The 26,078-nt window shown below is 49.5% G+C and carries 25 protein-coding genes, 2 tRNA genes and 1 other RNA gene; 22 read left to right on the top strand and 6 right to left on the bottom strand.

The genetic code is table 11. The annotated features are described in order from the left end of the window. The first annotated feature begins 75 nt into the window (after nt 1-75). The 17 genes from tadA to lptD all read left to right on the top strand — a co-directional run bounded on the left by tadA (nt 76) and on the right by lptD (nt 15,960). Complete coding sequence (gene tadA / locus RDU59_01295) at nt 76-600, top strand: tRNA adenosine(34) deaminase TadA (GenBank protein MDQ7837116.1); 525 nt, start codon at nt 76-78, stop codon at nt 598-600. Further along, nucleotides 552-645: transfer RNA gene (locus RDU59_01290), tRNA-Ser, on the top strand. Before tadA ends, RDU59_01290 begins: the two co-directional genes overlap by 49 nt. Nucleotides 646-790: 145 nt before the next feature. After that, a tRNA-Ser gene (locus RDU59_01285) sits at nt 791-883 on the top strand. Nucleotides 884-1,018: 135 nt separating this feature from the next. Further along, an RNA gene (ffs, locus tag RDU59_01280) (signal recognition particle sRNA small type) lies at nt 1,019-1,117 on the top strand. A 100-nt stretch (nt 1,118-1,217) separates the two neighbouring features. Then, nucleotides 1,218-2,855, top strand: coding sequence for a DNA polymerase III subunit gamma/tau (gene dnaX / locus RDU59_01275; GenBank protein ID MDQ7837115.1), 1,638 nt, complete (start codon nt 1,218-1,220; stop codon nt 2,853-2,855). Nucleotides 2,856-2,910: 55 nt separating this feature from the next. Next, nucleotides 2,911-3,222, top strand: coding sequence for a YbaB/EbfC family nucleoid-associated protein (locus tag RDU59_01270; protein MDQ7837114.1), 312 nt, complete (start codon nt 2,911-2,913; stop codon nt 3,220-3,222). Nucleotides 3,223-3,230: 8 nt separating this feature from the next. Next, nucleotides 3,231-3,830: a recombination mediator RecR gene (gene recR / locus RDU59_01265; protein MDQ7837113.1), complete on the top strand. Its 600-nt coding sequence runs from the start codon at nt 3,231-3,233 to the stop codon at nt 3,828-3,830. Nucleotides 3,831-3,978: 148 nt separating this feature from the next. Next, nucleotides 3,979-4,530: a pyruvate ferredoxin oxidoreductase subunit gamma gene (locus RDU59_01260; protein ID MDQ7837112.1), complete on the top strand. Its 552-nt coding sequence runs from the start codon at nt 3,979-3,981 to the stop codon at nt 4,528-4,530. 1 nt (nt 4,531) lies between these two features. Next, entirely contained in the window at nt 4,532-4,825 is a 294-nt protein-coding gene (gene porD / locus RDU59_01255; protein MDQ7837111.1) for a pyruvate synthase subunit PorD, read from the top strand. A gap of 5 nt (nt 4,826-4,830) precedes the next feature. After that, complete coding sequence (locus tag RDU59_01250) at nt 4,831-6,009, top strand: transketolase C-terminal domain-containing protein (GenBank protein ID MDQ7837110.1); 1,179 nt, start codon at nt 4,831-4,833, stop codon at nt 6,007-6,009. Beyond that, nucleotides 6,006-6,947: a pyruvate synthase subunit PorB gene (gene porB, locus RDU59_01245; GenBank protein MDQ7837109.1), complete on the top strand. Its 942-nt coding sequence runs from the start codon at nt 6,006-6,008 to the stop codon at nt 6,945-6,947. Before RDU59_01250 ends, porB begins: the two co-directional genes overlap by 4 nt. A gap of 236 nt (nt 6,948-7,183) precedes the next feature. Then, nucleotides 7,184-8,575 carry an ATP-binding protein gene (locus tag RDU59_01240; GenBank protein MDQ7837108.1) on the top strand — a complete coding sequence of 464 codons (1,392 nt, stop codon included), beginning with the start codon at nt 7,184-7,186 and terminating at the stop codon, nt 8,573-8,575. After that, nucleotides 8,575-9,249 carry a rhomboid family intramembrane serine protease gene (locus tag RDU59_01235; GenBank protein MDQ7837107.1) on the top strand — a complete coding sequence of 225 codons (675 nt, stop codon included), beginning with the start codon at nt 8,575-8,577 and terminating at the stop codon, nt 9,247-9,249. The genes RDU59_01240 and RDU59_01235 overlap by 1 nt, the downstream gene beginning before the upstream one ends. A gap of 14 nt (nt 9,250-9,263) precedes the next feature. After that, nucleotides 9,264-11,501, top strand: a complete 2,238-nt coding sequence (locus tag RDU59_01230; protein MDQ7837106.1) for an ATP-dependent helicase — start codon at nt 9,264-9,266, stop codon at nt 11,499-11,501. A 145-nt stretch (nt 11,502-11,646) separates the two neighbouring features. Further along, nucleotides 11,647-12,408: a 3',5'-cyclic-nucleotide phosphodiesterase gene (locus RDU59_01225; protein ID MDQ7837105.1), complete on the top strand. Its 762-nt coding sequence runs from the start codon at nt 11,647-11,649 to the stop codon at nt 12,406-12,408. Between the two features lie 14 nt (nt 12,409-12,422). Then, a complete protein-coding gene (locus RDU59_01220; protein ID MDQ7837104.1) occupies nt 12,423-13,700 on the top strand; it encodes a folylpolyglutamate synthase/dihydrofolate synthase family protein in 1,278 nt (425 codons plus the stop codon). A 58-nt stretch (nt 13,701-13,758) separates the two neighbouring features. Then, on the top strand, nt 13,759-15,960 hold the full coding sequence (gene lptD, locus RDU59_01215) for an LPS assembly protein LptD (protein ID MDQ7837103.1): 2,202 nt from the start codon (nt 13,759-13,761) through the stop codon (nt 15,958-15,960). A 16-nt stretch (nt 15,961-15,976) separates the two neighbouring features. Here the strand turns inward: lptD and dnaB are convergent, their stop codons facing one another. From dnaB to rpsF, 5 genes are all read right to left on the bottom strand, one after another. After that, nucleotides 15,977-17,335, bottom strand: a complete 1,359-nt coding sequence (gene dnaB / locus RDU59_01210) for a replicative DNA helicase (GenBank protein MDQ7837102.1) — start codon at nt 17,333-17,335, stop codon at nt 15,977-15,979. 144 nt (nt 17,336-17,479) lie between these two features. Further along, nucleotides 17,480-17,926 carry a 50S ribosomal protein L9 gene (gene rplI / locus RDU59_01205; GenBank protein ID MDQ7837101.1) on the bottom strand — a complete coding sequence of 149 codons (447 nt, stop codon included), beginning with the start codon at nt 17,924-17,926 and terminating at the stop codon, nt 17,480-17,482. Nucleotides 17,927-18,141: 215 nt separating this feature from the next. Further along, the gene (locus tag RDU59_01200; protein ID MDQ7837100.1) at nt 18,142-19,095 is read right to left on the bottom strand and encodes a DUF2232 domain-containing protein; all 954 of its coding nucleotides are present in this window, start codon (nt 19,093-19,095) and stop codon (nt 18,142-18,144) included. Nucleotides 19,096-19,106: 11 nt separating this feature from the next. Continuing rightward, on the bottom strand, nt 19,107-19,355 hold the full coding sequence (gene rpsR, locus RDU59_01195; protein ID MDQ7837099.1) for a 30S ribosomal protein S18: 249 nt from the start codon (nt 19,353-19,355) through the stop codon (nt 19,107-19,109). A 39-nt stretch (nt 19,356-19,394) separates the two neighbouring features. Beyond that, on the bottom strand, nt 19,395-19,787 hold the full coding sequence (gene rpsF / locus RDU59_01190; protein ID MDQ7837098.1) for a 30S ribosomal protein S6: 393 nt from the start codon (nt 19,785-19,787) through the stop codon (nt 19,395-19,397). A 186-nt stretch (nt 19,788-19,973) separates the two neighbouring features. Between rpsF and RDU59_01185 the strand changes: the two genes are divergently transcribed. Further along, nucleotides 19,974-21,395, top strand: a complete 1,422-nt coding sequence (locus RDU59_01185) for an aminopeptidase (GenBank protein ID MDQ7837097.1) — start codon at nt 19,974-19,976, stop codon at nt 21,393-21,395. 89 nt (nt 21,396-21,484) lie between these two features. Here the strand turns inward: RDU59_01185 and radA are convergent, their stop codons facing one another. Further along, nucleotides 21,485-22,855, bottom strand: coding sequence for a DNA repair protein RadA (gene radA / locus RDU59_01180; GenBank protein MDQ7837096.1), 1,371 nt, complete (start codon nt 22,853-22,855; stop codon nt 21,485-21,487). A 311-nt stretch (nt 22,856-23,166) separates the two neighbouring features. Here radA and RDU59_01175 point away from each other — a divergent pair, with 311 nt between their 5' ends. The 4 genes from RDU59_01175 (at nt 23,167) to RDU59_01160 (ending at nt 25,944) form a co-directional block, all read left to right on the top strand. Next, a complete protein-coding gene (locus tag RDU59_01175; GenBank protein ID MDQ7837095.1) occupies nt 23,167-23,370 on the top strand; it encodes a hypothetical protein in 204 nt (67 codons plus the stop codon). A 179-nt stretch (nt 23,371-23,549) separates the two neighbouring features. Then, nucleotides 23,550-24,146 (top strand): UpxY family transcription antiterminator, encoded by a 597-nt coding sequence (locus RDU59_01170; GenBank protein MDQ7837094.1) that lies wholly within the window; start codon nt 23,550-23,552, stop codon nt 24,144-24,146. 144 nt (nt 24,147-24,290) lie between these two features. After that, nucleotides 24,291-24,881, top strand: a complete 591-nt coding sequence (locus tag RDU59_01165) for a winged helix-turn-helix transcriptional regulator (protein MDQ7837093.1) — start codon at nt 24,291-24,293, stop codon at nt 24,879-24,881. A gap of 124 nt (nt 24,882-25,005) precedes the next feature. Further along, nucleotides 25,006-25,944 carry an SDR family oxidoreductase gene (locus RDU59_01160; protein ID MDQ7837092.1) on the top strand — a complete coding sequence of 313 codons (939 nt, stop codon included), beginning with the start codon at nt 25,006-25,008 and terminating at the stop codon, nt 25,942-25,944. Nucleotides 25,945-26,078: the final 134 nt, after the last annotated feature.

Here is a 26,078-nt window from a genome sequence, read left to right as displayed (position 1 = left end):
CCGCTCAAGCGTTGCGGAAATGACAAAAAACGGAGTTTTGCAAGAGCCTTTATAGAATCAAAATTGCTGTTTGAAATGTTAAAAGAAGACGAAAGCCCGGGGTATCACGAAAGCTTTATGCGTAAGGCCCTCGAGGCCGCCAGCCAGGCCCAAAAGACAGGGGAGGTTCCGGTGGGGGCGGTTCTTGTGGGAGAAGATGACCAGATTTTAGGGGTGGGCTACAACCAGGTCATCGCACTGAGTGATCCCACGGCCCATGCGGAGATACTGGCTCTCCGCCAGGCAGCGAAAACTCATGTTAACTACAGATTACCGGGAACAACTCTTTACGTCACTATCGAGCCTTGTTTGATGTGTGCCGGCGCTATCTTGCAGGCCCGAGTCAAGAAATTGGTCTTTGGTGCGTATGATCCTAAGGGAGGGGTGTTCGGTTCGCTGTATAATCTGGCTCAAGACCACAGGCTAAACCATCGCATCGAGGTCATTTCAGGTATTCTGGCTGGTGAAGCCCAGTCCATAATGCAGGCCTTTTTCCGGCATAAACGATCGGGGGAGAGGTACCGAAGTGGCCGTAACGGGGTCGACTCGAAATCGACTTAGGGGCTAATCACCCCTACGTGGGTTCGAATCCCACCCTCTCCGCCAGTTTTAAATAGCAATCAGCAGTCAGCTATCAGCTATCAGCTTTCAGCTCAGATGTCGTTTGTCTTGCTTATAGCTAATAGCTGATGGCTGAAAGCGTGAAGTCGGAAACGGTAGTTTCCTGATGAACACTTATTAGGTAACCCGCGGAGAGATGTCCGAGCGGCCGAAGGAGCACGACTGGAAATCGTGTGTTCCGCCAAAAGCGGGACCGTGGGTTCAAATCCCACTCTCTCCGCCAGTTTTAAATAGCAATCAGCGGTCAGCTATCAGCTTTCAGCTCAGATGTCGTTTGTCTTGTTTATAGCTAATAGCTGATGGCTGAAAGCGTGAAGTCGGAAACGGTAGTTTCCGGGTGAACACTAAACAATTTGATAGCCGGGTCCTGCGCAACGGAAACTTGCGAACCCCGCTAGGTCCGGAAGGAAGCAACGGCAGCAAGAACTTTCGTGTGCCGCAGGGGCGCCTGGCTATCATTAATTTTAGCTATTGGCTATCAGCGTTCAGTAATCAGTCTGCCTACAGAGGGTCTGAACGCTGATACCGGAGCGCTTACGAAACGAGGATCAAAGAAAATGGCCTACCTCGTCCTGGCCAGAAAGTGGCGGCCGCAAAATTTTTCTGAAGTCATGGGTCAGAGTCATGTGGTCCAGGCCCTGCGAAATGCCATCCGGCAGGGACGGGTGGCCCATGCCTACCTCTTTGCGGGAGCCCGTGGTGTCGGGAAGACCTCAGTGGCGCGCATCCTGGCCAAGGCTTTAGAATGCGAAAGCGGTCCTACGGAAACACCTTGCAATCAATGTCCTGTCTGCCGGGAGATCACAAATAGTTCATCTGTAGATATCTATGAGATAGACGGGGCTTCTAACCGCGGTATTGACGAGATCCGCGAGTTAAGAGAAAACGCCAGGTACCTTCCCGCCAAATGCCGGTATAAGATATACATTATCGATGAAGTGCACATGCTCACCGAACCAGCCTTTAATGCCCTTCTCAAGACCTTAGAGGAGCCGCCGGCACATGTCATCTTTATTTTTGCTACTACAGAACCGCACAAGATTCCCATTACCATCCTTTCGCGCTGCCAGCGCTATGACTTTAAACGGCTTCCCGCGTCAGTGATTACAGGCCACCTTAAGGCCATCATCGATCAGGAAGGTATAAAGCTGAGCGCAGGAGGACTGCGCTTTATTGTCCGGGAGGCCGAGGGGAGTATGCGTGATGCCCTGAGCCTCCTGGATCGGATTATCTCCTATGGTGGGGATGAAATTGGGGACGAAGAGATAGCCGCTGTCTTTGGCCTTGTTGACCAGAGGCTGGTTATAGAGATGATAGTGGCCATATTTGAACATAACCTTGAGCGAAGTATCGACCTGATAGATCAGATTTATACCCATGGTCAGGACCTAAAGCGGTTTTATGCCGACCTGGTAGAGGCCCTTCGAAATCTGGTCATTATTAAGACCTGCCGGAAACCAGGTCCGTTAATAAATGTTGCAGACGATGAAAAAGAAGAACTGGATAGACTGGGGCAGGCAAAAAGTACCGAGACCATTTACCTGTATCTCCAGCTGCTGATCCAGGGGTGGGAGGAATTGAGAAGATCTTCACAGCCCAGATTGACCCTTGAGATGATACTGATGCGAGCGAGCCTGTTACAGGATGTTATTCCAGTGGAAAAGATACTGGAAAAGATTTCCATTCTGGCCTCTGGCATTAAAGAGAATGAGGGTCCGTTACCCATCCAGGATCAACCCACGGCCTATCCTCCGGGGTCAGGCCTGGATAGCTGCAGGCACGAAGGGAAAGAACCAGAAGCCCCCTTTGTATCTGGCAGACCGGAGGACTTTTTAGGTTTCGTTAAAATCAAGAGCCTCCCTCTGGCCTCGATTCTACAGCAATGTCAGAGGTTGACGGTAAAAAATGATACACTGGTTATTGTGTTTGCCGATCATTCCCTCTCCGATCTCTTAAAAGATCCTTTTTATAACGCACGGCTGCGCGAGATTTGTCGGGAATATTACCAGCGAGACATAAGAATAGACATACTTTCAGAATCAGTGGCAACCCCTGGTCGTGAAACAGCAGAGGAGACCGGCCGGGAACGCACCGCCCGGGAGGAGATAGTAAAACATCCCCTGGTTCAAGAGGCGTTAAGCATCTTAGGCGGACATATTGAGGAGATCAAGATAGAAAAAAGAGCCGATCGCTGACTGCTGATAGCCGAACGCCCGTAAAAACGTTTCTAAGGAGTATAAGGAGTATATGGTGAAAGATCTGGGAGGATTAGTTAAACAGGCACAAAAAATACAGGCTAAGATGGCCAAGATACAGGAGGAACTGGCCGACAAGACCGTGGAAAGCTCTGCGGGTGGCGGGATGGTAACGGTCGTAGCCAATGGCCGGCAGGAAATAGTATCTATAAAGATAGAACGAGAAGTCGTAGACCCTAACGACCTTGATATGTTACAGGACCTGATCTTGGCTGCGGTAAATGATGCCCTGAAGAAATCTCAGCAGATGATGCAGGAAGAGATGGCCCAGGTCGCCGGTGGCTTTAAGATCCCGGGGCTCTTGTAATCATAGCCATGTCCGTTTTCCCACCGGCGCTTTTACGACTTATCCGAAATCTGGGCAACTTACCTGGTATTGGAGAAAAGACGGCGACACGTCTTGCCTTGGCTATACTCCGTTGGCCCGATGTGAGGGCCAAAGAACTGGCCCAAAGTATTGATGAAGTCAAGGAAAAGATACGGTTTTGTTCTACCTGTTTCAGTTTTACGGAAACTGATCCCTGTGCCATCTGTGCAGACCCCAAACGAACCACTGATGCGATTTGCGTAGTCGAAGACCCGGGGGATATGATGGCTATAGAAAAATCCGGCGGCTTTAAGGGGCGTTATCACGTCTTGCATGGTGTGCTTTCGCCTATGGATGGGATTGGCCCGGACGAGCTTAAGATAAAAGAGCTTCTTTTACGTATAAAAAGCGGCCAGGTGAAAGAGGTAATCTTGGCGACCAGCCCAACTGTGGCTGGAGAAGCCACCGCTGCCTACCTGGCCGGATTGCTTCAAAATGAAGATGTAACTGTGACCCGTATTGCCTGCGGAGTTCCCATGGGTACAGACCTTAAATATAATGATGAAATGACCCTCAGGCGGGCGTTAGAAGCCAGGACCGGGGCATAAAGCTACAGGCAATAGTCTTTGTTAAATTAATAACAAGCCAAAAGACTTGACAAAAAAAATGCTGCGTGCTACGCAAAGGCCTCACTGTTAGCAATAAATCGGTTACCAATTTACAGAAGAAGCAGACTGGGTGGAGGAGAATCAAACCATGATCGAGATCAGAATCCATGGCAGGGGTGGCCAGGGAGCGGTTACTTCAGCCGAACTGGTGGCCATTGCGGCCATTGATGACGGGAAGTATGCGCAGGCCTTTCCGAGTTTCGGCCCGGAACGGCGGGGGGCGCCTGTAGCGGCCTTTATAAGGGTAAGCGATAAGCCCATCAGGACGCGGGAAAAGGTTTATGGACCAAATGTAGTCATGGTCCTCGATCCGAGCATTCTTAAAATCATCAACGTGACTGCCGGACTGAAAGACGGAGGGACGGTAATTATAAATACCTCCAAGACACCGGAAGAGATGGCCGGGTTATTAAATGTCAAGGCAAAGATTGCTACGGTGGATGCTACCAAGATCGCCATGGAGAGCATGGGGGTCCCCATAACCAATACGACCATGCTTGGGGCCTTAGTTAAATCTACCGGTATAGTAAGTAGCGATGCGTTAGGAAAGGCCATTGATAAACGCTTCGGGCGCATTGCGGAGAAGAACAAGACAGCCTTCAACCGGGCCATGACTGAAACTATCATAAGGGAGTCGTAATATGGCAAAGATAGACGCCGTAATGGGTTGGAAAGAACTCGATTTGGGCTGTGTCATACGGCAGCCGGGCAGTTCCCGCGCCTTCAAAACAGGAGATTGGCGGTCGCAACGGCCGGTTGTGGATAGGGACAAATGTATTAAGTGTGGGTTATGTTGGGTTTATTGCCCTGATCTGGCTATGGTCCCGGCAGAGGAGGGGTATTACAAGGTCAATCTGGATTACTGCAAGGGTTGCGGCATCTGTGCCAAAGAATGTCCTAAAGACGCCATTACCATGGTTTTAGAGGAGGATTAGTTAATATGGCAAAACGCATTGGGATGGAGGTTTCCATAGCCGCCAGTGAGGCCGTCAAATTGGCGGATGTCGATCTTATTGCGGCTTATCCGATCACTCCACAGACACATATTGTTGAACACCTCTCGGAGGTAGTGGCAGATGGGGAACTGGACGCCGCTTTTGTTCCGGTAGAATCCGAGCATTCCGCTATGAGCTGTTGTATCGGCTCTTCAGCCGCAGGCGCCCGGACCTTTACGGCTACAAGCTCACAGGGCCTCGCCCTTATGCACGAGATTCTCTTTATCGCCCCTGCCATGAGACTGCCTATCGTCATGGTAGTAGCCAATCGCGCGCTTTCCGGCCCAATTAGTATATGGAATGATCATAGCGACATCATGGCCGAGCAGGATATCGCCTGGATACAGACCTTTGCGGAGAACGGGCAGGAGGTCTTTGACCTGGTCCTGCATGCCTTCCGGGTGGCCGAAGATTCTAAGGTCTTGTTGCCGGTCATTGTCAACCTGGATGGTTTTACCTTGAGCCACGTCATTGAACCCATTGAGATACTGGATAAGGCCGAGGTGGATAAGTATCTCCCCCCATACAAGCCGAAGGTGCGCCTGGATCCGAGAAAGCCGGTGTCTATGGGTCTGGTAGGGATACCAGAGATATATACGGAGGCTAAAAAGGCCACGAATGAGGCCCTGATTAACTCTAAAAGGGTCGTTCTCAAGGCCTGGAAGGAATTCGGCGACCTCTTCGGGCGTTATTACAACCCCGTGGAGTCATATAAGACCGAAGGAGCCGAAGTTATTCTCATTACGATGGGGAGCATCTCCGAGACCGCCATGACCGCCATTGATAAGATGCGCGAAAAAGGGATGCAGGTAGGTCTGGTACGTTTCCGCCTTTGGAAGCCTTTCCCGGCTCCGGAGTTCAAAAAGGCTATCGCCGGCGCCCAGACACTGGCCGTAGTAGATCGGGCTTTATCTCCGGGTGGGGCCTGCGGCCCGGTGGCCGAAGAGATCAAGGCCGCCCTCTATGCAGAACGTGGCCGGCCGAAGGTCTATAACTTTATTGCCGGCCTGGGTGGTCGTGATGTTACGGTAGAAAATTTTGAAGAGATAGTTTCAAAGGCATTTACTTATGCCAAAAAGAGACCGAAGCAACTTTACGAAATGATCGGAGTGAGGGAGATATGATCAAAGAGCTTGAAAACTTCAAGGGATTTTCGGCAAAGAAGCTGCCTCTCGCAGATCCTCTGGCCTCCGGGCACCGGGCCTGTCAGGGCTGTGGCGAGGTCCTGGCGCTTAAACTGGCTATGAAGGCTATCGGTATGAACAGTATCGTCGTCAGCGCCACGGGCTGTATGGAGATTATCACCTCCACCTTCCCGCAAACGGCCTGGAATGTACCCTGGCTGCATGTCGCCTTTGAAAATGCGGCTGCTGTGGCCTCGGGCACGGAAGCGGCCCTGAAGGTGCTTATGCGCAAGGGCAAAATTCCCCAGAAACATATCGATATCGTAGCCATAGGCGGAGATGGGGCAACCGCCGATATCGGTCTCCAGTCCTTATCCGGCGCCATGGAGAGGGGCCACGACTTTGTCTATATCTGCCTGGATAACGAGGCCTACATGAACACCGGCGTACAGCGTTCAAGCTCTACGCCCTATGGCGCCATGACCACCACTTCTCCGCCGGGGAAAAAGAGTTTTGGGCAGGCGACGAAGAAAAAGAACGTTCCGGCCATTGCCGTGGCTCATAATATTCCTTACGTAGCGACGGCTTCGCCGGCCTATTTCCTGGACTTAATGAACAAGGCCAAAAAGGCCGCCTTGGTCAAGGGGCCCGCTTATCTGCATATTTACTCATCCTGTCCCACCGGCTGGAGACACGGCGGCGACCTGGCCATTGAGATAAGTAAATTAGCTGTAGAGACCAATGTCTTCCCGCTTTATGAGGTCATAGAAGGTAAGTACATAATTAACCGTAAGATTACAAAACCAAAACCCGTAGCCGAGTATCTGAAGAAGCAGGGCCGGTTCCGTCATTTGACCGATGACCTTATTGCCCAGATCCAGAGACAGGTGGACGAAGAATATGACAAGCTGCTAAAGCTGGCCGGTGAGACCGCATAACTGTCCTGGATTTAGTAATATTTCGAAAGGCGCAGGCTCAACCTGCGCCTTTCTTTTTTTGGACACAGATGCTATTATGAAAAATAAGCAGTATTCATTCGGAAACTACTGTTTCCGGCTTCACGCTTTCAGCGATCAGCGATTAGCTGTCAGCAAAAACCTAAGACAAATAACACATTAAACTGAACGCTGATAGCTGAGTGCTGACAGCTCATCCGGAATTTTTGGGGTTCCGGATGAATACTAACAGGGGTAGGGACAGAGAAGTGGCCATCTCAGCGGATATGGACCTGGTTAGAAGACGCGTCCAGGAAAAAAGGGGAGATTACGCGCGGTATAATTTTTCAGAGATACAAAGCAATGCCTTAAAGACTTTTTTTGACCTGGCCCAGGAATACGATACCCTGCAGAATCTCTACCGGGTCTGCGTTATAGTCCCGAAGGAATATTTTAACCTGGAGAGCAGGCTCTACCTGGTCAGTCCTGTAAATAACTTGAGGCTGGTCTGTTCCAGCGCCAAAGACCTCTATCTTGAAGAATCGGATACCAATGCGGCCGTACGTATAGAAAATCAGGCCTACCTGGCCGATGAATCTTACGTCTTTCCTATCAAAGGCAACCGCCTCCTGACGGAAAGACTACCGTTCTATGCCAAAGACCAGCTTATCGGCATGCTTGAAGTGTTTCCGGCAAGAGGTTTTGCCGATCAGGATAAATTTTTCTTCCAAAAATACGCAAACCGTATCGGATATAACATCAATGCCAAGATCGTCTGGCAACAAAATATCGACCACATCAAGTTTATAAACAGCCTGGTGGCTGATATTGAACACAATGTAATTACGCCCAACATTTACTACCAGGTGTTTTTTAAAAACCTCCAGAAAAAGATAGCGCAATGTCAGGTAGTTGAAAATAAATTGAGAGAGACTCTCTCCCGGGTTTTAGTTGAAAATAGAGATTACCCGGACGGCATCTTAGATCAACTGGATGAATTGACAAATAAAATGAAGCAGGACTATGAGCAGGTCTATCAGCATTACAGAAACACCAGCCTGTTTTTGGAGACCTTATTCCGTCGCGGGCATTTCGAGCGCGGGCAATGGACCCTGCGAAAAAGTCATATCAACTTTAACCGGGATATTATCACCCCCCAGTTGGAACGTTATCAAAAACAACTAGAGGACAGGGGAGTTGAGATTGATAACCGTATGGGAGGGATACCGGAAGAGGATATCGAACTTACCGTCGATGCCGGTTTAATAGCACAGGTCTATGCCAATCTGTTCTCTAATGCCGTCAAGTACACGCAGGGCGTAATAGCCGCTGACGGCCGGCGTGTGAAGCGCCTGGCCTTTGGCCGGGAGCGGATCAGTGATTGTTTCGGCCATGGTAAGTGCGGGATTAAATTCAACGTATTTACAACCGGCCTCCACCTTGCACCGGAAGAGGCGGCCCGTATTTTCGATGAAGGCTACCGTGGCGCTAATGCCACAAATCAATCAGGCACCGGACACGGCCTGCACTTTATAAAGAGCGTCATCGAGGTACACGGCGGCGTGGTGGGCTATGAACCGGTTCCGGAGGGAAACAATTTCTATTTCATCCTTCCCTGCTCCAATAATTAATGATCCCCCTAAGAGATAACATCCCTTCCCGTAGCTGGCCTCTGGTCAATGTCTCTATAATTATTCTCAACACCCTGGTCTTCATTTATGAACTTTCCCTGGGGCCATATATAGAAAAATTCATTTTGCATTATGGATTTACGCCGGCGGTATATCAATACCTTTCTGAGGTGGCTCCGGCAAATATTCCCCTGCGGAGCTATCCCATTTTTACTTCCATGTTCATGCACGGCGGTTGGGTACATCTTATCTCCAATATGTGGATCTTGTGGATATTTGGAGATAATGTCGAAGACCGCATGGGACATCTGCGTTACATCCTCTTCTATCTGGCCTGTGGGATAGCCGCGGCACTGACTCAATTCTGGGTCAATCCCTACGCAAGAGTGCCGATGGTGGGGGCCAGTGGCGCCATCGCCGGTGTCATGGGCGCTTACTTCTTCCTATATCCCCATGCCCGTATTTTGACATTGATTCCCATCTTTTTCTTTTTTCAGATAATAGAGATTCCCGCCTTCTTTTTTCTCGCCTTTTGGTTTATTATGCAATTCTTCAGTGGCAGTTTGGCTATAACCACCCGCGCGTTGGCGGGAGGCGTAGCCTGGTTCGCGCACATAGGAGGCTTTATCACCGGTGCAGGCCTGATCTGGATTTTTAAGAAACGTTACCGGTAACTTTAAGAATACTTATGCCCTATGAGTTTCAAAGGAATATAGAAGCAATTCCACCCTTGGGGAAAGAGGGGTTAGGGGGGATTGACTACGAAAAAGCCCTGAATCCTCAACAGCTGGAAGCTGTATGCATGCTTACCGGTCCTGCTCTGGTTATAGCCGGTGCGGGCAGCGGCAAGACACGCACCTTGGTCTATCGGGTAGCCAGGTTGGTTGAAAAAGGCATCCCGCCCCAGTCTATCTTGCTGCTGACCTTTACCTGCAGGGCGGCGCGGGAGATGCTGCAGCGGGCCAGCCTCATACTTTCAGACACCTGTCAGCAGGTGAGGGGCGGTACGTTTCATTCCCTGGCCAACCAGATGCTCCGAAAATTCAGCCATCATATCGGCTTTTCCCCTTCTTTCACCATCCTGGATCGTTCCGACAGCGCAGACGCCATCAATTTGCTCCGTTTAAGCCTTGGCCTGGATGAAAAGGCCAGGCGTTTCCCCAAAAAGGATACCATTGCCGAGATATTCAGCAAGGCAGTCAATAAGGCTATAACTATAGAACAGGCCCTGGAGGAAGAATTTCTCCATTTCATGGAACATAGCGAGGCCCTGAAAAAATTATATTTTCTTTATACAGAATATAAAAATAGCCATCAACTCATGGATTATGACGACCTTCTGGTTAAATGGAAAAATCTCCTGGAAGAGCGGCCCGAAATCCGTGACCTGGTTTCCCGGCGTTTCCAGTATATCATGGTGGACGAATATCAGGACACCAACAGGCTCCAGGCCGATATTGTCCGGCTTATGGCGGCCACCCACAATAATGTCATGGTGGTAGGCGATGACTCTCAGTCTATCTATTCCTTCCGGGGGGCTAATTTTAAGAATATCATGGAGTTCCCAAACCACTTCCCCGGGACGCGCATCATAAAATTAGAAGAAAACTATCGTAGCACCCAACAGATATTGTCCCTGGCCAATTCCCTTATTGCCAAGGCCAGGGAAAAATATACTAAATGCCTTTTCACACGCCGGCCAAGTGGAGTCAGCGCCCGTCTGGTACCGGTCCCGGATGAAAATGCCCAATCACGTTTTATATGCGAAAGAATACTATCCCTAAGAAGAAGCGGCGTCCCTCTATCCGGGATAGCGGTTCTTTTCAGGGCAGGCTTTCATTCTTTTAATTTAGAGCTTGAACTTACCAGGGCGGGGATTTCCTTTGTTAAATATGGCGGCCTTAAGCTTATGGAAGCCGCTCATATCAAAGACGTGCTGGCGCACCTCCGCGTGGTGGTGAATCCCTGTGATCTTTTAAGCTGGCATCGTATTCTGCTTTTAATAAATAACATCGGCCATAAAACCTGCCAGCGCATAATGGATTGGTTAAGGGATACGGAGTTTTCCATTTCCCGCCTTGGAGAATATCCCATCGGCCCCCGGATTGAAGAAGGTCTTGCGGATCTTTGCAAGGCGCTGGAAGCTATCAGCACACCGGGATTGAAACCCCAGGCGCGCCTGGAGCGATTAATGGCTTACTACGAACCGATTTTAAGGCGCATATATTATGACGACTACCCTAAAAGGTTAAAGGATTTAGAACAATTGGCCGTTATTACAAATAATTATGAATCGTTGGAGACCTTATTGACCGATATGGTCCTGGAACCCCCGGAGGCCGGCGCGGCCGATGCCGCTATGAGTGACAGAGATACAGAGAGATTGACCCTATCCACCATACATTCGGCCAAGGGGCTGGAATGGCACACTGTTTTTATTATATCCCTCGCCGAGGGGCGGTTCCCTTCCAGTTATGCCTGTGAGTCCGATGAGGCTATAGAAGAAGAAAGAAGATTAATGTATGTAGCCGTGACCAGGGCCAAAGAAAACCTCTTCCTTTCCTATCCGATTTCTACCTATACCCCGAAAGACGGTCATATTATGGCCCGGCCATCCCGCTTTATAAATGATATCCCGCGATCTATGTTTGAGACTACAGACCGCAGACCTGAGACCAGAGACTTCATGCCTCAGGCTACTGATAACGGACAACGGACAACAGACAAAATAAGAGATGCAGACGACGAGGCCGGATTAAAGACAAGGGATGGAATGCTACAGGCAGGGGCGCATGTACATCATACTATATTTGGAACAGGCCAGGTAAGACAGGTCCTGGGTGGACAGAAGGTGGTTGTACACTTTGACGGGACCGGACTCAAAACCCTCCATCTTGGTTATACGACCTTATCTATAATAAGGTAGGGATATGTTCACCGTTTACCGTTCAACGTTCACCAAAAAAGAAGCTTTTCGTGCTTTTCACGGACAACGGTGAACTGATAACGGTGAACGGTTACTAAGGCAGGGATAATGCTTTCGTAAAAATCCAGTTGTAGCGCGGTGAGCGATGGAAATAAGAGTCCTGGGGTGCTATGGCTCTGAAATGCCCGGTTTTCGGCCTACTTCTTTTTTGATCAATAAGAGCTTACTGCTGGATGCCGGGGCTATAACTTCCGTACTTAGTCTCGAAGAGCAATTGCAGATAACCCATATCCTCATCACCCATTCCCATTTAGATCACATTAAAGACATCCTCTTCCTGGCTGACAACATTATCGAGCAAAATTATCACCCTATATGTATTGTCAGCTTGCCCGCGATTATTGAACAGATTAAGGTACATATACTCAATAATTCAATCTGGCCTGACTTTACGGTTATACCGGAGAGAGGCCCGGTTTTAATTTATCTCCACCTGGATGAGGAAAAGGACATTCAGCTAAATGAAATTACCTGTAAGGCAATTAAGGTGGACCACACGGTAGAAGCGGTAGGCTATATAGTTAGAGACTGTAATGGCGCCATAATTTATACCGGAGACACCGGCGCCACGCAGCGCATCTGGGATCTGGCGCGAACCCTCAAAGACCTCCGTGCGGTTATCGTGGAGGTATCATTCCCTGACGAGTTGCGTGAGTTGGCGGCGCTAAGCGGTCACCTTACCCCGGCCTTGCTGCATAAGGAACTATCTAAAATGAATCGCCCGGATGTGCCCGTCTATGTCTTTCATATGAAACCCATGCACCTGGAACGTATTCAAGAGGAGCTAAAATATCTTCCCCCCTTCCTGGTAAAGCCCTTGACACAGGGTGACCTTATCATTATATAACCTGTGGTTCTATTATGAATAATTATCAGGAAGCCGTTGATTACGTAACCAGTCTGGAATTCTTCGGCATCAAGCTAGGACTGAAGAATATCACCACCCTGCTTGCTGCCATGGGGAACCCCCACCGTCAGTTTAAATCTGTACATATTGCCGGAACCAATGGCAAGGGTTCTGTAAGCGCCATGCTTTCGGCCATTTTTACCGAAGCAGGATATAAAGTCGGTCTTTATACCTCACCCCACTTGGTCAGTATTCGGGAAAGATTTCGTATTAATGAGCGTATCATTTCGGAAGAGCGTTTTTACCGGCTGACTACGGAGGTCAAGGCCGCTCTGGCCGCGGACATCCCGGTAACCTATTTTGAATTTACCACGGCCACGGCCTTTTTACTCTTTGCCCGGGAAAAGGTGGATTTAGCTATTGTGGAGACGGGCATGGGGGGGCGGCTGGATGCCACCAATGTTCTCACTCCGGAGTTAGCGGTCATCACCAATATTGGCCGTGACCATGAGGCCCATCTGGGCAGGTCTCTGTTCTCTATAACCAGAGAGAAGGCCGGGATCATCAAACCAGGACTTAGCCTGGTTACCGGCGTTCACCAGCCTAAATTGCTTGGCGCTATCCAAGAAAGCTGCCGGGCCTTTGATAACTCCATTTATGTCTTCGGGCAGCATTTTCGCATCCGCCGGGTTGGGATGAACGGATTCTCCTATCAAGGAATGTGGCGCAAACTGACCGGTCTCGAGGTCGGATTACAGGGGCAGCACCAGCTTGGCAACGCTGCTTTAGCCATGGCTGTCATAGAACTCATGGGCAGCAAAGGGTTGTCTGTGGATGAAAAAGTGATAGGTGAAGGCTTAAAGAAGGTTAACTGGCCCGGACGGCAAGAGGTATTTGATGGGAGCCCTACCATATTGATTGATGGGGCCCATAATCCTTCCGGGGTAAAGACCCTTTGCCGGGCCCTGTCCAGGGATTTTGTCTATAATCGGTTAATCCTGATCTGGGGAGGGATGGCGGATAAAGATCACCGGGCCATGTTAAAGCAACTTGCGCCGATGGCCCAGGCCATCATCTTTACAAAGCCCCGGAATAGAAGGGCTGCGGATCCAGACATGCTTTCAGCCCAACTGGGACTCCTTGGCGGAGCAGTTTATCTGACTAGTCAGGTCTCTGAGGCCATTAACAAAGCCAAAATACTGGCCGAAGAAAACGACCTCATCTGCATCGCGGGTTCTCTATATCTGGTCGGCGAGGCCCGCGAGATAATACAACCCTCATTTCTTCATTGAAAGAAAGCTTCTGATATGATAGTAACCTCTCACTATTAGGTGCAGAGGTTTGTCACAATTGCCCATCAGGTTTCTCTTAATCCCGATTATTTTATCCCTATGCCTGCTTTATGTTACCGTCCTGCCGACAAATGCTATTGCCATTGAAGGAGGCGCAAGCCCTGATAACCAGCCGTGGCTTATGTACGCCGACAAGGTGACCACGTTAGAAGACGGAAAGATAATTATAGCTGAAGGTAATGTTATCCTCAGCCGTGGCGATATGGAGGTAAGGGCCGATTACATACGCTATCGCCGGGTGGATAGCCTGGCCTGGGCCAAGGGACATCTGAATATCACTATGGGAGAAGACATCCTCACCGGGGAAGAAGGCGAGATAAATCTGGATAGACAAACCGGTACGGTTAAGCCCGGAGGATTGTTCTTGAAGAAAAACAATGTACACCTGAAGGCGGCAGAGATAGTGCGCGTAGCTGAGGATCAATATAGTCTTGAGGAGGCCGTCATTACTACCTGTGACGGAGAACATCCCGCCTGGAGGTTTTCCTGCAGTCATCTGGACGTAACCGTGGAGGGTTATGCAAAGGCTCGACATTCGGCCTTCTGGGTCAGGTCTCTCCCTGTCATATACAGCCCGTATCTTGTATTACCGGCGAAAACGAAGAGGCAGTCCGGGTTATTATTCCCGGAGCTTTCTTACGGTGAAAGGGATGGGCTGAGTTTGAATCTACCTTTTTATTGGGCCATAGACCCCTGTTCTGATGCCACGTTTTACCAGCATTACCTGTCTAAACGGGGGTGGATGGAAGGGGTGGAATATCGCTATGCCGGCGATCAAAATTCTAAGGGCATCCTGCTGGCCAACTATCTCCATGACCGCCTGGAAGACGACGACTACGACAAGGACGGGGTCTTTCGCAGCAGCAGAAACCGTTGGTGGATACGGGGCAAGATAGATCAATACCTCCCGCTGGATATTATGACCATCCTGGATTTGGACCTGGTAAGCGATCGTGACTATCTCCATGAGTTTGATGACGGCCTCACCGGTTTTACCAAGACCAATCAGGCGATTCTCGATAATTTCGGCCGGAGCCTGGCGGATAAGACCGCTCTAGTCAGAGAATCGACCGCCCAGATAAACAGACGGTGGACGAATTTTTACTTATCCGGGCAGTGTAAGTACTATGATAACCTTAACCGTGCCGAGCGTGAGACTACCCTGCAAGTCCTGCCTTCGCTCAATTTTCAGGCCTCCAGGCAGGCCCTACCCGATACGCCGCTCTATTATGAAGGAAATATCGACTATATCCACTACTGGCGTAAACAGGGCATCGGTATGCATCGCCTTGATATCTATCCCAAGATTTCCTGGCCGCTGAGGATCGGTCCCTATCTCGATCTTCAGGGTCTTTTTGGCGTCAGGGAGACGGTCTATGATGTGGAAAACTATGGCGATGACTCTTATGCCGCGCAGATAAAAAAAGACCTGCCCACACGCACCCTCCATAACTTCCAGGCCGACCTTTCCACCGAAGTAGGCCGGGTCTTTAAGCTGGCCGGGAAATCAATAACCAAGATCAAGCATACCATTAAACCATCGGTGGTTTATGATTACCTGCCGGTCAAGGACCAGAACGATCTACCCAATCTGGATGACGTTGATCGTATAAGCTCTCAAAATATCGTTACCTATTCGCTGACGAACTACCTGACCACCAAGCAGGTCAGGAAAGATGGCGGGTCAGTATATAAAGATATTTTCCGTCTTAAACTGAGTCAGAGCTACAATATCAGAGAGGAACGCCGGCTATTGGCTGCCGAAGAAAGGCGGCGGCCATTTTCCAATGTGTCTTTGGAGGCCGAGCTTGCCCCCACAGATAGGATATATGCCCGGTATGATACATCTTATAATACATATGATAGCACCTGTGAGAGTTATAACGGATTGTTGAGGCTTTCAGATAAGCGCAGAGACAGCCTTTCTGTTGATTATCGTTACACAAAAGGCAGTCTGCATGAACTCAATACAGGCCTCTCGGTGGTTGTGACTCCGGCCGTTACCGTTAGTTATGAAAACAGACGGTCTTTGGATTTAGATAAGAATTTGGAATCAAAGGCCGGCCTTAATTACCAGGCCCAGTGCTGGGGGGTCAGTGTCCAGTTTAGCAAGACACGAGAAGATCGCCGCTTCTTTGTCCTCTTTTCTCTTTATGGGGTGGGTGATTTTGGCCCGCTGGCATTCGCGGCGGCCCGCTAGAAGCCTGTGTTCAAGTTTATACAACGAGATCAGTAGGGGACTGATCCTTAAAGCATGAATATTGTTCGAGGAAGGTCAGCTTGGCCAGGCCGGTAGGCCCATTGCGCTGCTTACCGATAATGACTTCGGCAGTCATATCATCGCTATTCTTGTTATAGACCTTGTCCCGGTAAATGAACATGATGACATCAGCGTCCTGTTCGATGGCGCCGGACTCCCTCAAATCCGACAGTTGAGGCCGCTTGTTCGGCCTTTCCTCCACCCGCCGGTTGAGCTGGGAAAGGGCAACCACGGGCACGTGGAGTTCTTTGGCCATGGCTTTTAGTGAGCGGGAGATCTCGGATATTTCTTGTTCCCGCCGTTCAACAGGCCCTCTGCTACGCATCAGTTGCAGGTAGTCGATTATAACCAATCCCAGGCCATGCTCCGATTTCAGCCTCCGGGCCTTGGCACGCATCTCCAGTATGGAAATCGCCGGGGTATCATCAATGAAGATAGGCGCGGTCGAAAGGTGACTGGCCGCCTGCGTCAACTTCTGCCAATCTTTTTCAGTCAAAAATCCGGTGCGCACACTTCTGGCATCAACCGTGGCCTCGGCACAGAGCATGCGCATTGCCAATTGTTCATTAGACATCTCCAGGGAAAAGATAGCCACTGGAATGTTTGCCTTGATGGCGGCATGTTGCGCAATATTCAGGGCCAGGGAGGTCTTGCCCATACTGGGACGGCCGGCGATAATTATAAGATCTGAAGGTTGAAACCCGGCCGTGAGCTTATTTATATCATCAAATCCAGTGGGGACACCGGTTATAAGCTCCTTGCGCTCATAAAGCTGTTCGATTTTTTTAAAGCTATCTTTTATAATATGTTTTATTGGATAAAAAGATTGCTTGACCTTGGCCTGCGAAATTTCAAAGATGGCCTGCTCGGCCTCATCGAGGATATTATCCACATCGTCGTGCTTTTCATAGCAGCGGTAGCTGATCTCTGAGGTTTTCTGGATCAGGGCGCGTAAGATGGCTTTTTCCCTTATGATCTTTGCATAATGGACGATGTTTGCAGCAGTGGGTACAGTATCCGCTAACGTGGCTAAATAGGACATACCCCCTACGTCTTCCAGCTCATTTCTATTGCGGAGAAAATCCGATACCGTGACGATGTCCTGGGGCTCATTTTTTTCATAGAGACCCAGCATGGCGGCAAATATCTTGCGGTGTGCCTCCCGGTAAAACTCTTCTCCCAAGATTACTTCTAAGACCCGGAAGAGCGCCCCGTTTTCGATTAAGATGCCGCCTAGGACCCACTGCTCAGCCTCGATATTCTGCGGCGGGACCCTGGCCGGAGGGGTTATAGTTTCTCTTGTCTTTCTAGCCATAAACTACCTGTTCCGGCCAAACAGCCGGAAAATCTAAAGGCCAAAATCCAAAGTTCAAATAAATGACAAATGGCAAAACCCAGACCGTGAAGTTTTCGTCATTTAGTCATTTAGGCTTTTTTTGAACTTTGAGCTTTGAATTTGTCATTCATTCTTTACAATCTGTACCCTGGCAGTAGCCGTAATCTCTGGATAGAGCCTTATAGATACGGAAAACTCCCCCAGACTCTTTATGGGTTCGGCCATCTGTATCTTCTTACGATCTATGTTAATACCCTGCGCCGCAAGACAATCGGCTATATCGGATGTAGTTACCGAGCCATAGAGTTTGTCATTTTTACCTACTTTATGTTTAATGATACATAAGCCGGACTCTATTTTTTTAGATAGTTCAACGGCCTTAGCCTTTTCCCTCTCCAGTCTGGCTCGTATCTCGGCCTTCTTTTTTTCCCAGAGGGCTATATTTTTAGGTGTGGCCTCTAATGCCTTGCTTTGAGGCAAAAGAAAGTTCCGGGCATAGCCATCGGTAACCTTTATTATTTGCCCTTCTTTGCCCATGGCCTTTATATCTTCTATTAGTATGACCTGCATAAGATACCCCCCTTTACCACTTTGTTTAGCTGTCAGCCTTCAGCCATCAGCTTTCAGCTTTTACTTCTGACCATTGACTACCTTATCCCCCTTTGTGAAAGGGGGAACCCGAATTCCTCAAAAAACTAAGACAAACAACACGTTAAGCGGACTGCTGATAGCTGTCTGCCGTTTAATTCTTTCTCTGTGCCCTCTGTGTCTCTGCGGTGAATAGGTTAATCCGCTGCTTTCTTTAATCTCCGGAAGTCCGCCCAGATGTCAAACAGCCCCACCAGCGCTACAATTATTATCATGTAGGTCTGAATCCATATTAAGCTGTATAATAATATCCTTTTAAAACGGGAAAATCCATATTTTTTGAGATAAAAACTTACTATAGCCAGGCCCTGGAAAAGATAGGCCATAGCAAAAAAAATCAGAAGATTTGTGCCCACAGTCTGTGGACCAGGGTAGGGTAGGAGGGCCAACCCGGCGCCCAAGATGACCAACCAGACGAGAACGTCCGGAAGGCTCCATTGCGACAGGTCGCCAAATTGAAAATTCACCAGACCATAGCGCTCCAGGATGCGGTCACCAAGCCAGACATTCATCCATACCAATACTAATAAAGAGGCTGCGGCAAAACCCGGCCAAAGCCTGGCCACCAGTATTTTAATATCCTGTAAGGCATCTCGCATAGCCCCCACTGTGGTTTTTGGAAGGTTTAGCGGCTCATAAAAACGAAGGGAGGATTCCATGCCCCGGTTAATTTCAGAAACCACTGCCTGATAAGGATTATATCCGGTCTTAATGCCCCATAAGATCAGGTATGCGGATAGCAATAAAAGCAAGAGGCCGGTAGCGTAACCTACTGTTTTAGTGATGGAAAAACCCCTCTTGAGGAAGCTAAAGAGGACCGGCCCCAATATGAGAATTTCTACAAAAAAGTACTCAGAGCCACTTCCAAACAAGGGCCACAAAAAGATGGAAAAGACAAGGGCGATACCCAGGACTGCCAGGCCATAGCCCCACCCTAGCTTGACCAGATAAAAAAGGGTAGCTATGGGCGTAAAAATACCAATGATACTACCTAAAATTGGTATGGTACCCGGGGATAAACAAAAGAAAGAAACCACCATTGTCCCCCGGAGGATACCTTTCCAGGGGATTCCGCCAGTTCTCTCTTCCAAGCCACGTATTCCTATTTAGTGATAGTAATCGTGTATGGTAACAGGGCAATATTACGGGCGCGCTTAATGGCCAGGGTAAGTTGGCGCTGGTGTACGGCGCAATTACCGGAGATACGCTTCGGTAAAATTTTGCCTCTTTCGGTAATAAAGAATCTAAGGGTGCGGGAATCTTTATAGTCGATTTTCAAGCTACGGTCGGCGCAGAAACGACATATTTTACGACGGATAAATGTTCTCTTTCTTGGATTATAATTAGCCATGATGCCTCCTCGTCAATGCCATTCTTTTACTCTACGGGATTACTCAGCCGCTTTCGCAGGTGGGTTATCCACCGAAGCCGGTTCTTCTTTCGCTTTTTCTTCTTCGGCTTCTACCTGGAGCGACTCCGCATGGAGGGCATCTTCTATTTTGACCGTTAGGTACTTTATCACCCGGTCGTCGATCTTGAGATTTCTTTCCAGTTCTTTGACCAGAGCCGGGGTGCCGGCGTAGTCAGTGAAAAAATAAAAGCCTTGATTATGCCTCTTGACCGCATAGGCCAGGCGCTTTACACCCCACTCATCAAACTTAACGATCTGGCCGCCACCCTGAACCATGATATCTCTCATCTTGTCGGCCAGATTTTTGAGATCATCAGGGGACAGATTTGGCTTGGCAATAAAAATAGTTTCGTATCTCCTTGGGACTCCCATCTTAGAACCTCCTTATGGACTTTTGGCCACTGCCTTAATGCAGGGGCAAGGAGCAATGTACGCCTGTAATAACCATGTAAGCCAGCCTTGTCAAGGATTTTTTAGAAACAGGACTTCTCTTTCCATCTTGACCCCTACCTGTGATTATGTTAGGAAAACGGGAAAGGATGGGAGAGGTAACCTACCATGGCGCGAAAAAAGACGGCAAAAGATATAAAGCGGCTACAGGAAGAACTGACCATTTCCGCCCGGCTGGTCTGGGATACAGTCGATGATGAGGACAAAAAGGAGGTCTTCTCCTTTGCCAGGGAATACATGGCCTTTCTGGACGCCGCCAAGACCGAACGGGAGGCCGTAGAAACCATAGTAGAAAAGGTCTCTGGCCAAGGGTGTATGCCGGTAGAGGCGGCCGCAAAAGGGACTAAGGTATATCGGATATATAAAGGCAAATGCATGGCCCTTGCGGTTATTGGTCAACGTCCTCTCTCGGATGGATTGCGTATCGTAACCTCGCACCTGGATGCCCCGCGCCTCGATCTAAAACAAAAACCACTCTATGAGGATGTAGACCTGGTTTTTCTGAAGACCCACTATTATGGGGGCATTAAAAAATACCAGTGGGTAACCCGCCCGCTATCCCTGCACGGCGTCATTATCAAGACGGATGGATCCAGGGTGAAGGTAGTGATCGGTGAAGAAGAGGGCGATCCCGTCTTCACCATAACCGACCTCTTGCCCCACTTGGCCCGGCGTACGCAATATGAGAAAAAACTACCCGAAATAATCGTCGGTGAAAAACTAAACGTCCTGATCGGAAGCCTTCCTTTTCCAGAGAAGGAGGCCAAGGAGCGTTTTAAATTACAGATTTTGGCTTATCTAAAAGAAAATTTGGGCATCGTAGAAGAAGACTTCATCAGCGCAGAGCTGGAGGTGGTCCCGGCCGGCCGGGCAAGGGAGATAGGTTTGGATCGCAGCATGGTCGGCGCTTACGGGCAGGACGATCGCTCCTCAGCCTATGCCAGCCTGGCGGCCATGTTGTCCATAAAAGACCCGACCTATACCTGCATCGCCCTGTTTCTGGATAAAGAAGAGATCGGTAGTGACGGTAGTACCGGGGCCAAGTCCAGGTTCCTGGAAAGCTTTGTCTTTGACCTGGCCAGGTTAGCCAAACTTCCCATCGAGTCAGACACCATCGATGCCTGTTTAATGCGCTCCAAGGCCATATCGGCCGATGTTAATGCGGCCATAGATCCGGACTTTCAGGATGTCCATGAAAAGAGAAATGATGCCAAAATGGGTTATGGCGTGTGTCTGACCAAGTACACCGGATCCGGAGGCAAATACGGGGCCAGCGATGCCAATGCCGAATATATGAGCTGGATCCGAAAAATTCTCAATGAAAATAAGGTCGTCTGGCAGGCCGCCGGGATGGGAAAGGTTGATGAGGGAGGCGGAGGCACCGTGGCTAAGTTCCTGGCTATTTATGGTATGGAGATCGTGGATATGGGCGCGCCGCTTCTCTCCATGCACTCGCCTTTTGAGGTTGCTCATAAGGGTGATCTCTATATGACTTACAAGGCCCTCCGGGCATTTTTGCAGGCCCCTTAACAATGAGCAGTCAGCGTTCAGCTCTCAGCATTCAGCCTTATGTTGTTTACCTTATATTTTGCTGACGTCTGATAGCTGATGGCTGATAGCTAGAATATATTCTCCATGACTTCCTGGAGATTGGAAACGCCGGTCAGGCTGATGGCCTGCCCTTCCCTGGCCTGATCGAGATTGTTTCGGGAAAGCAGGCAACGTGTAAAACCCAATCTGGCGGCCTCTGTCAGTCGTATATCCACCTGGCTTACCCCGCGCACCTCTCCGGCCAGACCTACCTCACCAAAGACCACCATCTTATGATCAACCGGCCGGTCCAAAAAGCTCGAGGCAATAGCCACCACCGCCCCCAGATCCAGCGCCGGCTCATCGATCCGGATTCCGCCCGCCACATTCACATAGATATCCCGGTCGTGCAGCATAAGGCCGACTTTTTTCTCCAGGACGGCCACAAGCAGTGATACCCGCTGAGGATCGACACCGATGGCGGTACGGCGGGGCATACCAAATCCGGCGGGGCTTACCAGGGCCTGCACCTCTACCAGGATAGGGCGCGTCCCTTCTAAACAGGGTACGACCACCGATCCCGAGGCCTCCACCGGGCGTTCCGCCAGAAAGATCTCGGAGGGGTTAGCTACTTCCATCAGCCCCCGATCTTTCATCTCGAAGACACCGATTTCATTGGTTGAGCCGTATCGGTTTTTAACCGTGCGCAGGATGCGAAAGGCGTGCCCCCGGTCTCCCTCAAAATAGAGGACGGCATCCACCATGTGTTCAAGAACACGCGGCCCGGCTAAGGTACCGTCCTTAGTCACATGCCCGACCAGGATGACCGGTACGCCGGTCTCCTTGGCCAGCACCATAAGTTTGGCGGCGGATTCCCGTACCTGACTGACACTTCCCGGGGCAGACCCTATTTCAGACGTATAGAGGGTTTGAATGGAATCAACGGCTAGAAGATCAGGCTTTATATCCTGAAACAGGCCCATGATTTTTTCTACAGAACTTTCCGTCACAATGTACATGTTCGGATGGACGGCCCCGATCCGTTCGCTACGTAACCGGATTTGTTTGACGGACTCCTCGCCTGAGACGTACAAGATCCTGGCCCCTACCCGGCCTACATGATAGAGCGTCTGAAGGAGAAGGGTGGATTTCCCGATGCCCGGGTCACCGCCAATGAGTACGATGGAACCTGAAACCAGTCCACCTCCCAGGACGCGATCCAGTTCTGTACTGCCGCTGGACAGACGTTTTTCTTCAGTCAGGGCTATCTCGTTTATCGCCGTCGGCTTATCTTCTGAACTGAGACCCATGGCTACGGCGCCAGGCCCGGCGTCCTTCACTACCTTTTCCTCTACCATGGTATTCCACTCGCCGCAGTCCGGACAACGGCCCAGCCACTTGATGCTCTGGTAACCACAGACCTGGCAATTAAATGTAGTTCGTACACTCTTTGTCTTCAAAGGCAGATCCTCTTTTCCTAACGTTGGACTTTATATCTTTTTGCAGGAAATGGTCAAATAATAATGGAGGCATCCAAAATTGATAGCCTCGTAAAAAGTAAAAAATTACCGCAGAGATCGCGGAGAATGCTGAGATAACGCATTGAATAGTTTATATTTTTCTCTGGGGGCTCTGCGTACTCAGTGGTGAAAAGGCTTTTTCACGAATTTGCCAAAATTTATGTTGTTCTTTTTTTCACAAAATGTACTTGACAAAGATTTTTCCTTGCGGTATCTAATTGTGAAACATTACTCAATCAAGAGGTGACACCATGCCGTACTACAAAAAATATGGATTTTTCATACCGGCCGAGGTTGAGCCCTGCTGGGCCGACCGGGAAAATAAGGTATTCGCCGGCATCATCATGGAGCGCCAAAACGACCTCTTGGTCAGGGTGCTTAAAAGCCAGGCCCAAATTTCGGTAAAGGCCGGGGATGACATCTGGGTGGCTAAAGAAAAATTCACTATATTCTAATTCTTACCCAATCCTGTTCTCAGGCCATAACCAAGTAGCCACCCAGATATATGGCCATTGTAACGCCTTAGCCACGCCCTGATTTATCCCAACTGTTAGCGTTTTTGCTTGACAAGTTCTTCGTGTTCCTATAGTGTTCACAAACTGAACGCCTTGGGCGCCGAAAATCGAGCGTGGATATGTCAAACTCTCAACCATTCTTCAGGGACGAAGATATCTCAGGACAGAATCCGGCATGCCTTGGAGGCGTTCCGGATCAAACCTGTCTGGCGCCTTCAGCCGGTTGGTATGCTATCTATACCCGATGCCATCACGAGTTTACCATCTGGTCTCAATTACAAAAAAAATCCATTGAAAATTTCTTCCCCTGTGTTACCCGGTGGAGTCGTAGAAAAGACCGGAAGCTAAAAATCCAGGTGCCGCTATTCCCTGGCTATATCTTCATAAGAATCAATTTTACCCCTTATCACGCCCTTGAGGTCTTAAAAATAAATGGCGTGGTTCGCTTTCTCGGAGAAAACAACCAACGCCCGGTGGACATACCCGATATCCAGATTGAATCACTAAAGACTGTTATCGCATCCGGTGAGCAGATCTTGCCGTTTGCCTATCTCCGGGTCGGCCAGAGGGTGCGTGTCCGCAAAGGGCCATTTGAAGGGTGTGAGGGTTTACTGGTTCGTATGAATACAGGGAAAGACCGGCTGGTTATCTCTCTTGAACTTTTGCAACGATCTGTTTCTGTAGAACTGGATGCGGCGGATGTAACGCCGCTGTGATTTAACCTACCCATCAATCACCCCTTAATCGGTTACCAGGTAATACGTATGTAACCGACAAAGCGGAGCTATGTCCTTTTCTTGCTAATCACTCATGACCCATTACGCATCTCTTGAATAATGGAAAGAGAAAAACGTCATTTTTTGCGCCTACTTGATGCCGTTGAACAAAACGGCCATGTGACCCAACGGGAGTTGTCAAAAAGGCTCAATATATCCCTCGGCCTCATCAACCTCTTTATAAAACGCGCCGTCAGAGACGGATATTTCGAGGTTTGTGTCCTGCCGCCTAAACATTCAACATACGTATTGACGCCAAAAGGCCGGGATGCAAAATCACGCCTGGTTGCAGAGTACTTCGACTATTGTTTCAGGTTTTACCGGGATATAAGAAAAGCTATTCAGAAAAGACTCCGGGAACTTGAGAATGACCGCATCCGGGCAATCATTTTTTACGGCGCCGGAGAGACAGCGGAATTGTTGTACCACTGTTTGTACGGAAGCTCCATAACCCTGGTGGGTATAATTGACAGAAAAAACGAAGGGGGTACCTTCTTCGGTCATCCGATCTGTTCGCCGGAGGACCTTTCCACGCTACCCGAGGCCGCGATATTTATAACCACTATAGAAGACTGTGATGAAAAAATAAGAGACATAAGAGAAAACGGCGGCTCTGAGCGGATGGTTTTTGATTTACTCTCATTGGCGCCGCACCAAATTACGTCTAATCCCTAACAATTGCTCGTTGTGGAGGCACCACCTGCGAACCATGAAAATCCCCCCAGCCCCCCTTTTGCAAAGGGGGGCTGGGGGGATTTAAAAGGATTTTCTGAATAATAAAGAAAGCGAGGTTATCTATATGCACCTACGTAAGCGAATTCTGGTTACCGGCGGAGCCGGATTTCTTGGTTCCCATCTCTGCGAGAGACTGCTTAAAGACGGCCATGAGGTGATATGCGTCGATAACTTTTTTACCGGTACAAAGGCGAATATTCAGCCTCTCCTGGACCATTCCTGCCTTGAGGTGTTGCGCCACGATATCACCTTTCCTCTATATGTCGAGGTGGATGAAATCTACAACCTGGCCTGCCCGGCCAGCCCCATTCACTACCAGCATGATCCGGTCCAAACTACCAAGACCAGCGTACATGGCGCTATCAATATGCTGGGGCTGGCCAAACGGCTCAAGGCCAAGATACTTCAGGCCTCGACCAGCGAGGTTTATGGAGACCCGAAGGTTCATCCACAACCAGAAAGCTACTGGGGAAACGTCAATCCCATTGGGTTCCGCTCCTGCTACGATGAGGGTAAGCGCTGTGCCGAGACCTTATTTTTTGATTACCACCGTCAGCACAGACTGCGCATCAAGGTGGCCAGGATATTCAATACCTACGGCCCGCGCATGCATCCCAACGACGGCCGGGTGGTAAGCAACTTTATAGTGCAGGCCCTTTCTGGAAAGGACATCACTGTCTTTGGCGCTGGCTCTCAGAGCCGGTCTTTTTGCTATGTGGATGACATGATCGAGGCCTTTATCCGCCTCATGGACTCCCCGGACGACCTTACCGGGCCGGTCAATCTGGGCAACCCAGGAGAGTTTACTATCCTGGAGCTGGCTCAAAAAATCATCGGCCTGACCAACTCAAAGTCCAGGATCGTATTCAAACCGCTCCCCCAGGACGACCCGATCCAGAGACAACCGGATATCACACTGGCCAGAGAGACACTCGGCTGGGAACCGAAGATCGGCCTGGAAGAGGGCTTAAAACAGACAATTATATATTTTGAACATGCATAGCGAGCGAATACGATGCATTTTACCTTGCATACGGAGATTCCCCGTCCGCCCAAGGCGGACTGCGGGGAGCTTCAAAACTTGTGAAAGAAACGATCGGGGATGTTTGGATTACCCACTTGAAATGAGAAAGAACT

The sequence above is a fragment of the Thermodesulfobacteriota bacterium genome, assembly GCA_031082315.1.
In the GTDB taxonomy this organism is placed as follows: Bacteria; Desulfobacterota; QYQD01; order QYQD01; family QYQD01; genus QYQD01.
This window is presented reverse-complemented; position numbering and strand designations above follow the sequence as displayed.

What these genes read in the sequence shown, in the direction of transcription:
- tadA (MDQ7837116.1), top strand. Translation starts at nt 76, where the DNA reads ATGTTAAAAGAAGACGAAAGCCCGGGGTATCACGAAAGCTTTATGCGT.
- dnaX (MDQ7837115.1), top strand. Translation starts at nt 1,218, where the DNA reads ATGGCCTACCTCGTCCTGGCCAGAAAGTGGCGGCCGCAAAATTTTTCT.
- recR (MDQ7837113.1), top strand. Translation starts at nt 3,231, where the DNA reads ATGTCCGTTTTCCCACCGGCGCTTTTACGACTTATCCGAAATCTGGGC.
- RDU59_01260 (MDQ7837112.1), top strand. Translation starts at nt 3,979, where the DNA reads ATGATCGAGATCAGAATCCATGGCAGGGGTGGCCAGGGAGCGGTTACT.
- porD (MDQ7837111.1), top strand. Translation starts at nt 4,532, where the DNA reads ATGGCAAAGATAGACGCCGTAATGGGTTGGAAAGAACTCGATTTGGGC.
- RDU59_01250 (MDQ7837110.1), top strand. Translation starts at nt 4,831, where the DNA reads ATGGCAAAACGCATTGGGATGGAGGTTTCCATAGCCGCCAGTGAGGCC.
- porB (MDQ7837109.1), top strand. Translation starts at nt 6,006, where the DNA reads ATGATCAAAGAGCTTGAAAACTTCAAGGGATTTTCGGCAAAGAAGCTG.
- RDU59_01240 (MDQ7837108.1), top strand. Translation starts at nt 7,184, where the DNA reads ATGAATACTAACAGGGGTAGGGACAGAGAAGTGGCCATCTCAGCGGAT.
- RDU59_01235 (MDQ7837107.1), top strand. Translation starts at nt 8,575, where the DNA reads ATGATCCCCCTAAGAGATAACATCCCTTCCCGTAGCTGGCCTCTGGTC.
- RDU59_01230 (MDQ7837106.1), top strand. Translation starts at nt 9,264, where the DNA reads ATGCCCTATGAGTTTCAAAGGAATATAGAAGCAATTCCACCCTTGGGG.
- RDU59_01225 (MDQ7837105.1), top strand. Translation starts at nt 11,647, where the DNA reads ATGGAAATAAGAGTCCTGGGGTGCTATGGCTCTGAAATGCCCGGTTTT.
- RDU59_01220 (MDQ7837104.1), top strand. Translation starts at nt 12,423, where the DNA reads ATGAATAATTATCAGGAAGCCGTTGATTACGTAACCAGTCTGGAATTC.
- dnaB (MDQ7837102.1), bottom strand. Translation starts at nt 17,335, where the DNA reads ATGGCTAGAAAGACAAGAGAAACTATAACCCCTCCGGCCAGGGTCCCG.
- rplI (MDQ7837101.1), bottom strand. Translation starts at nt 17,926, where the DNA reads ATGCAGGTCATACTAATAGAAGATATAAAGGCCATGGGCAAAGAAGGG.
- rpsR (MDQ7837099.1), bottom strand. Translation starts at nt 19,355, where the DNA reads ATGGCTAATTATAATCCAAGAAAGAGAACATTTATCCGTCGTAAAATA.
- rpsF (MDQ7837098.1), bottom strand. Translation starts at nt 19,787, where the DNA reads ATGGGAGTCCCAAGGAGATACGAAACTATTTTTATTGCCAAGCCAAAT.
- RDU59_01185 (MDQ7837097.1), top strand. Translation starts at nt 19,974, where the DNA reads ATGGCGCGAAAAAAGACGGCAAAAGATATAAAGCGGCTACAGGAAGAA.
- RDU59_01175 (MDQ7837095.1), top strand. Translation starts at nt 23,167, where the DNA reads ATGCCGTACTACAAAAAATATGGATTTTTCATACCGGCCGAGGTTGAG.
- RDU59_01170 (MDQ7837094.1), top strand. Translation starts at nt 23,550, where the DNA reads ATGTCAAACTCTCAACCATTCTTCAGGGACGAAGATATCTCAGGACAG.
- RDU59_01160 (MDQ7837092.1), top strand. Translation starts at nt 25,006, where the DNA reads ATGCACCTACGTAAGCGAATTCTGGTTACCGGCGGAGCCGGATTTCTT.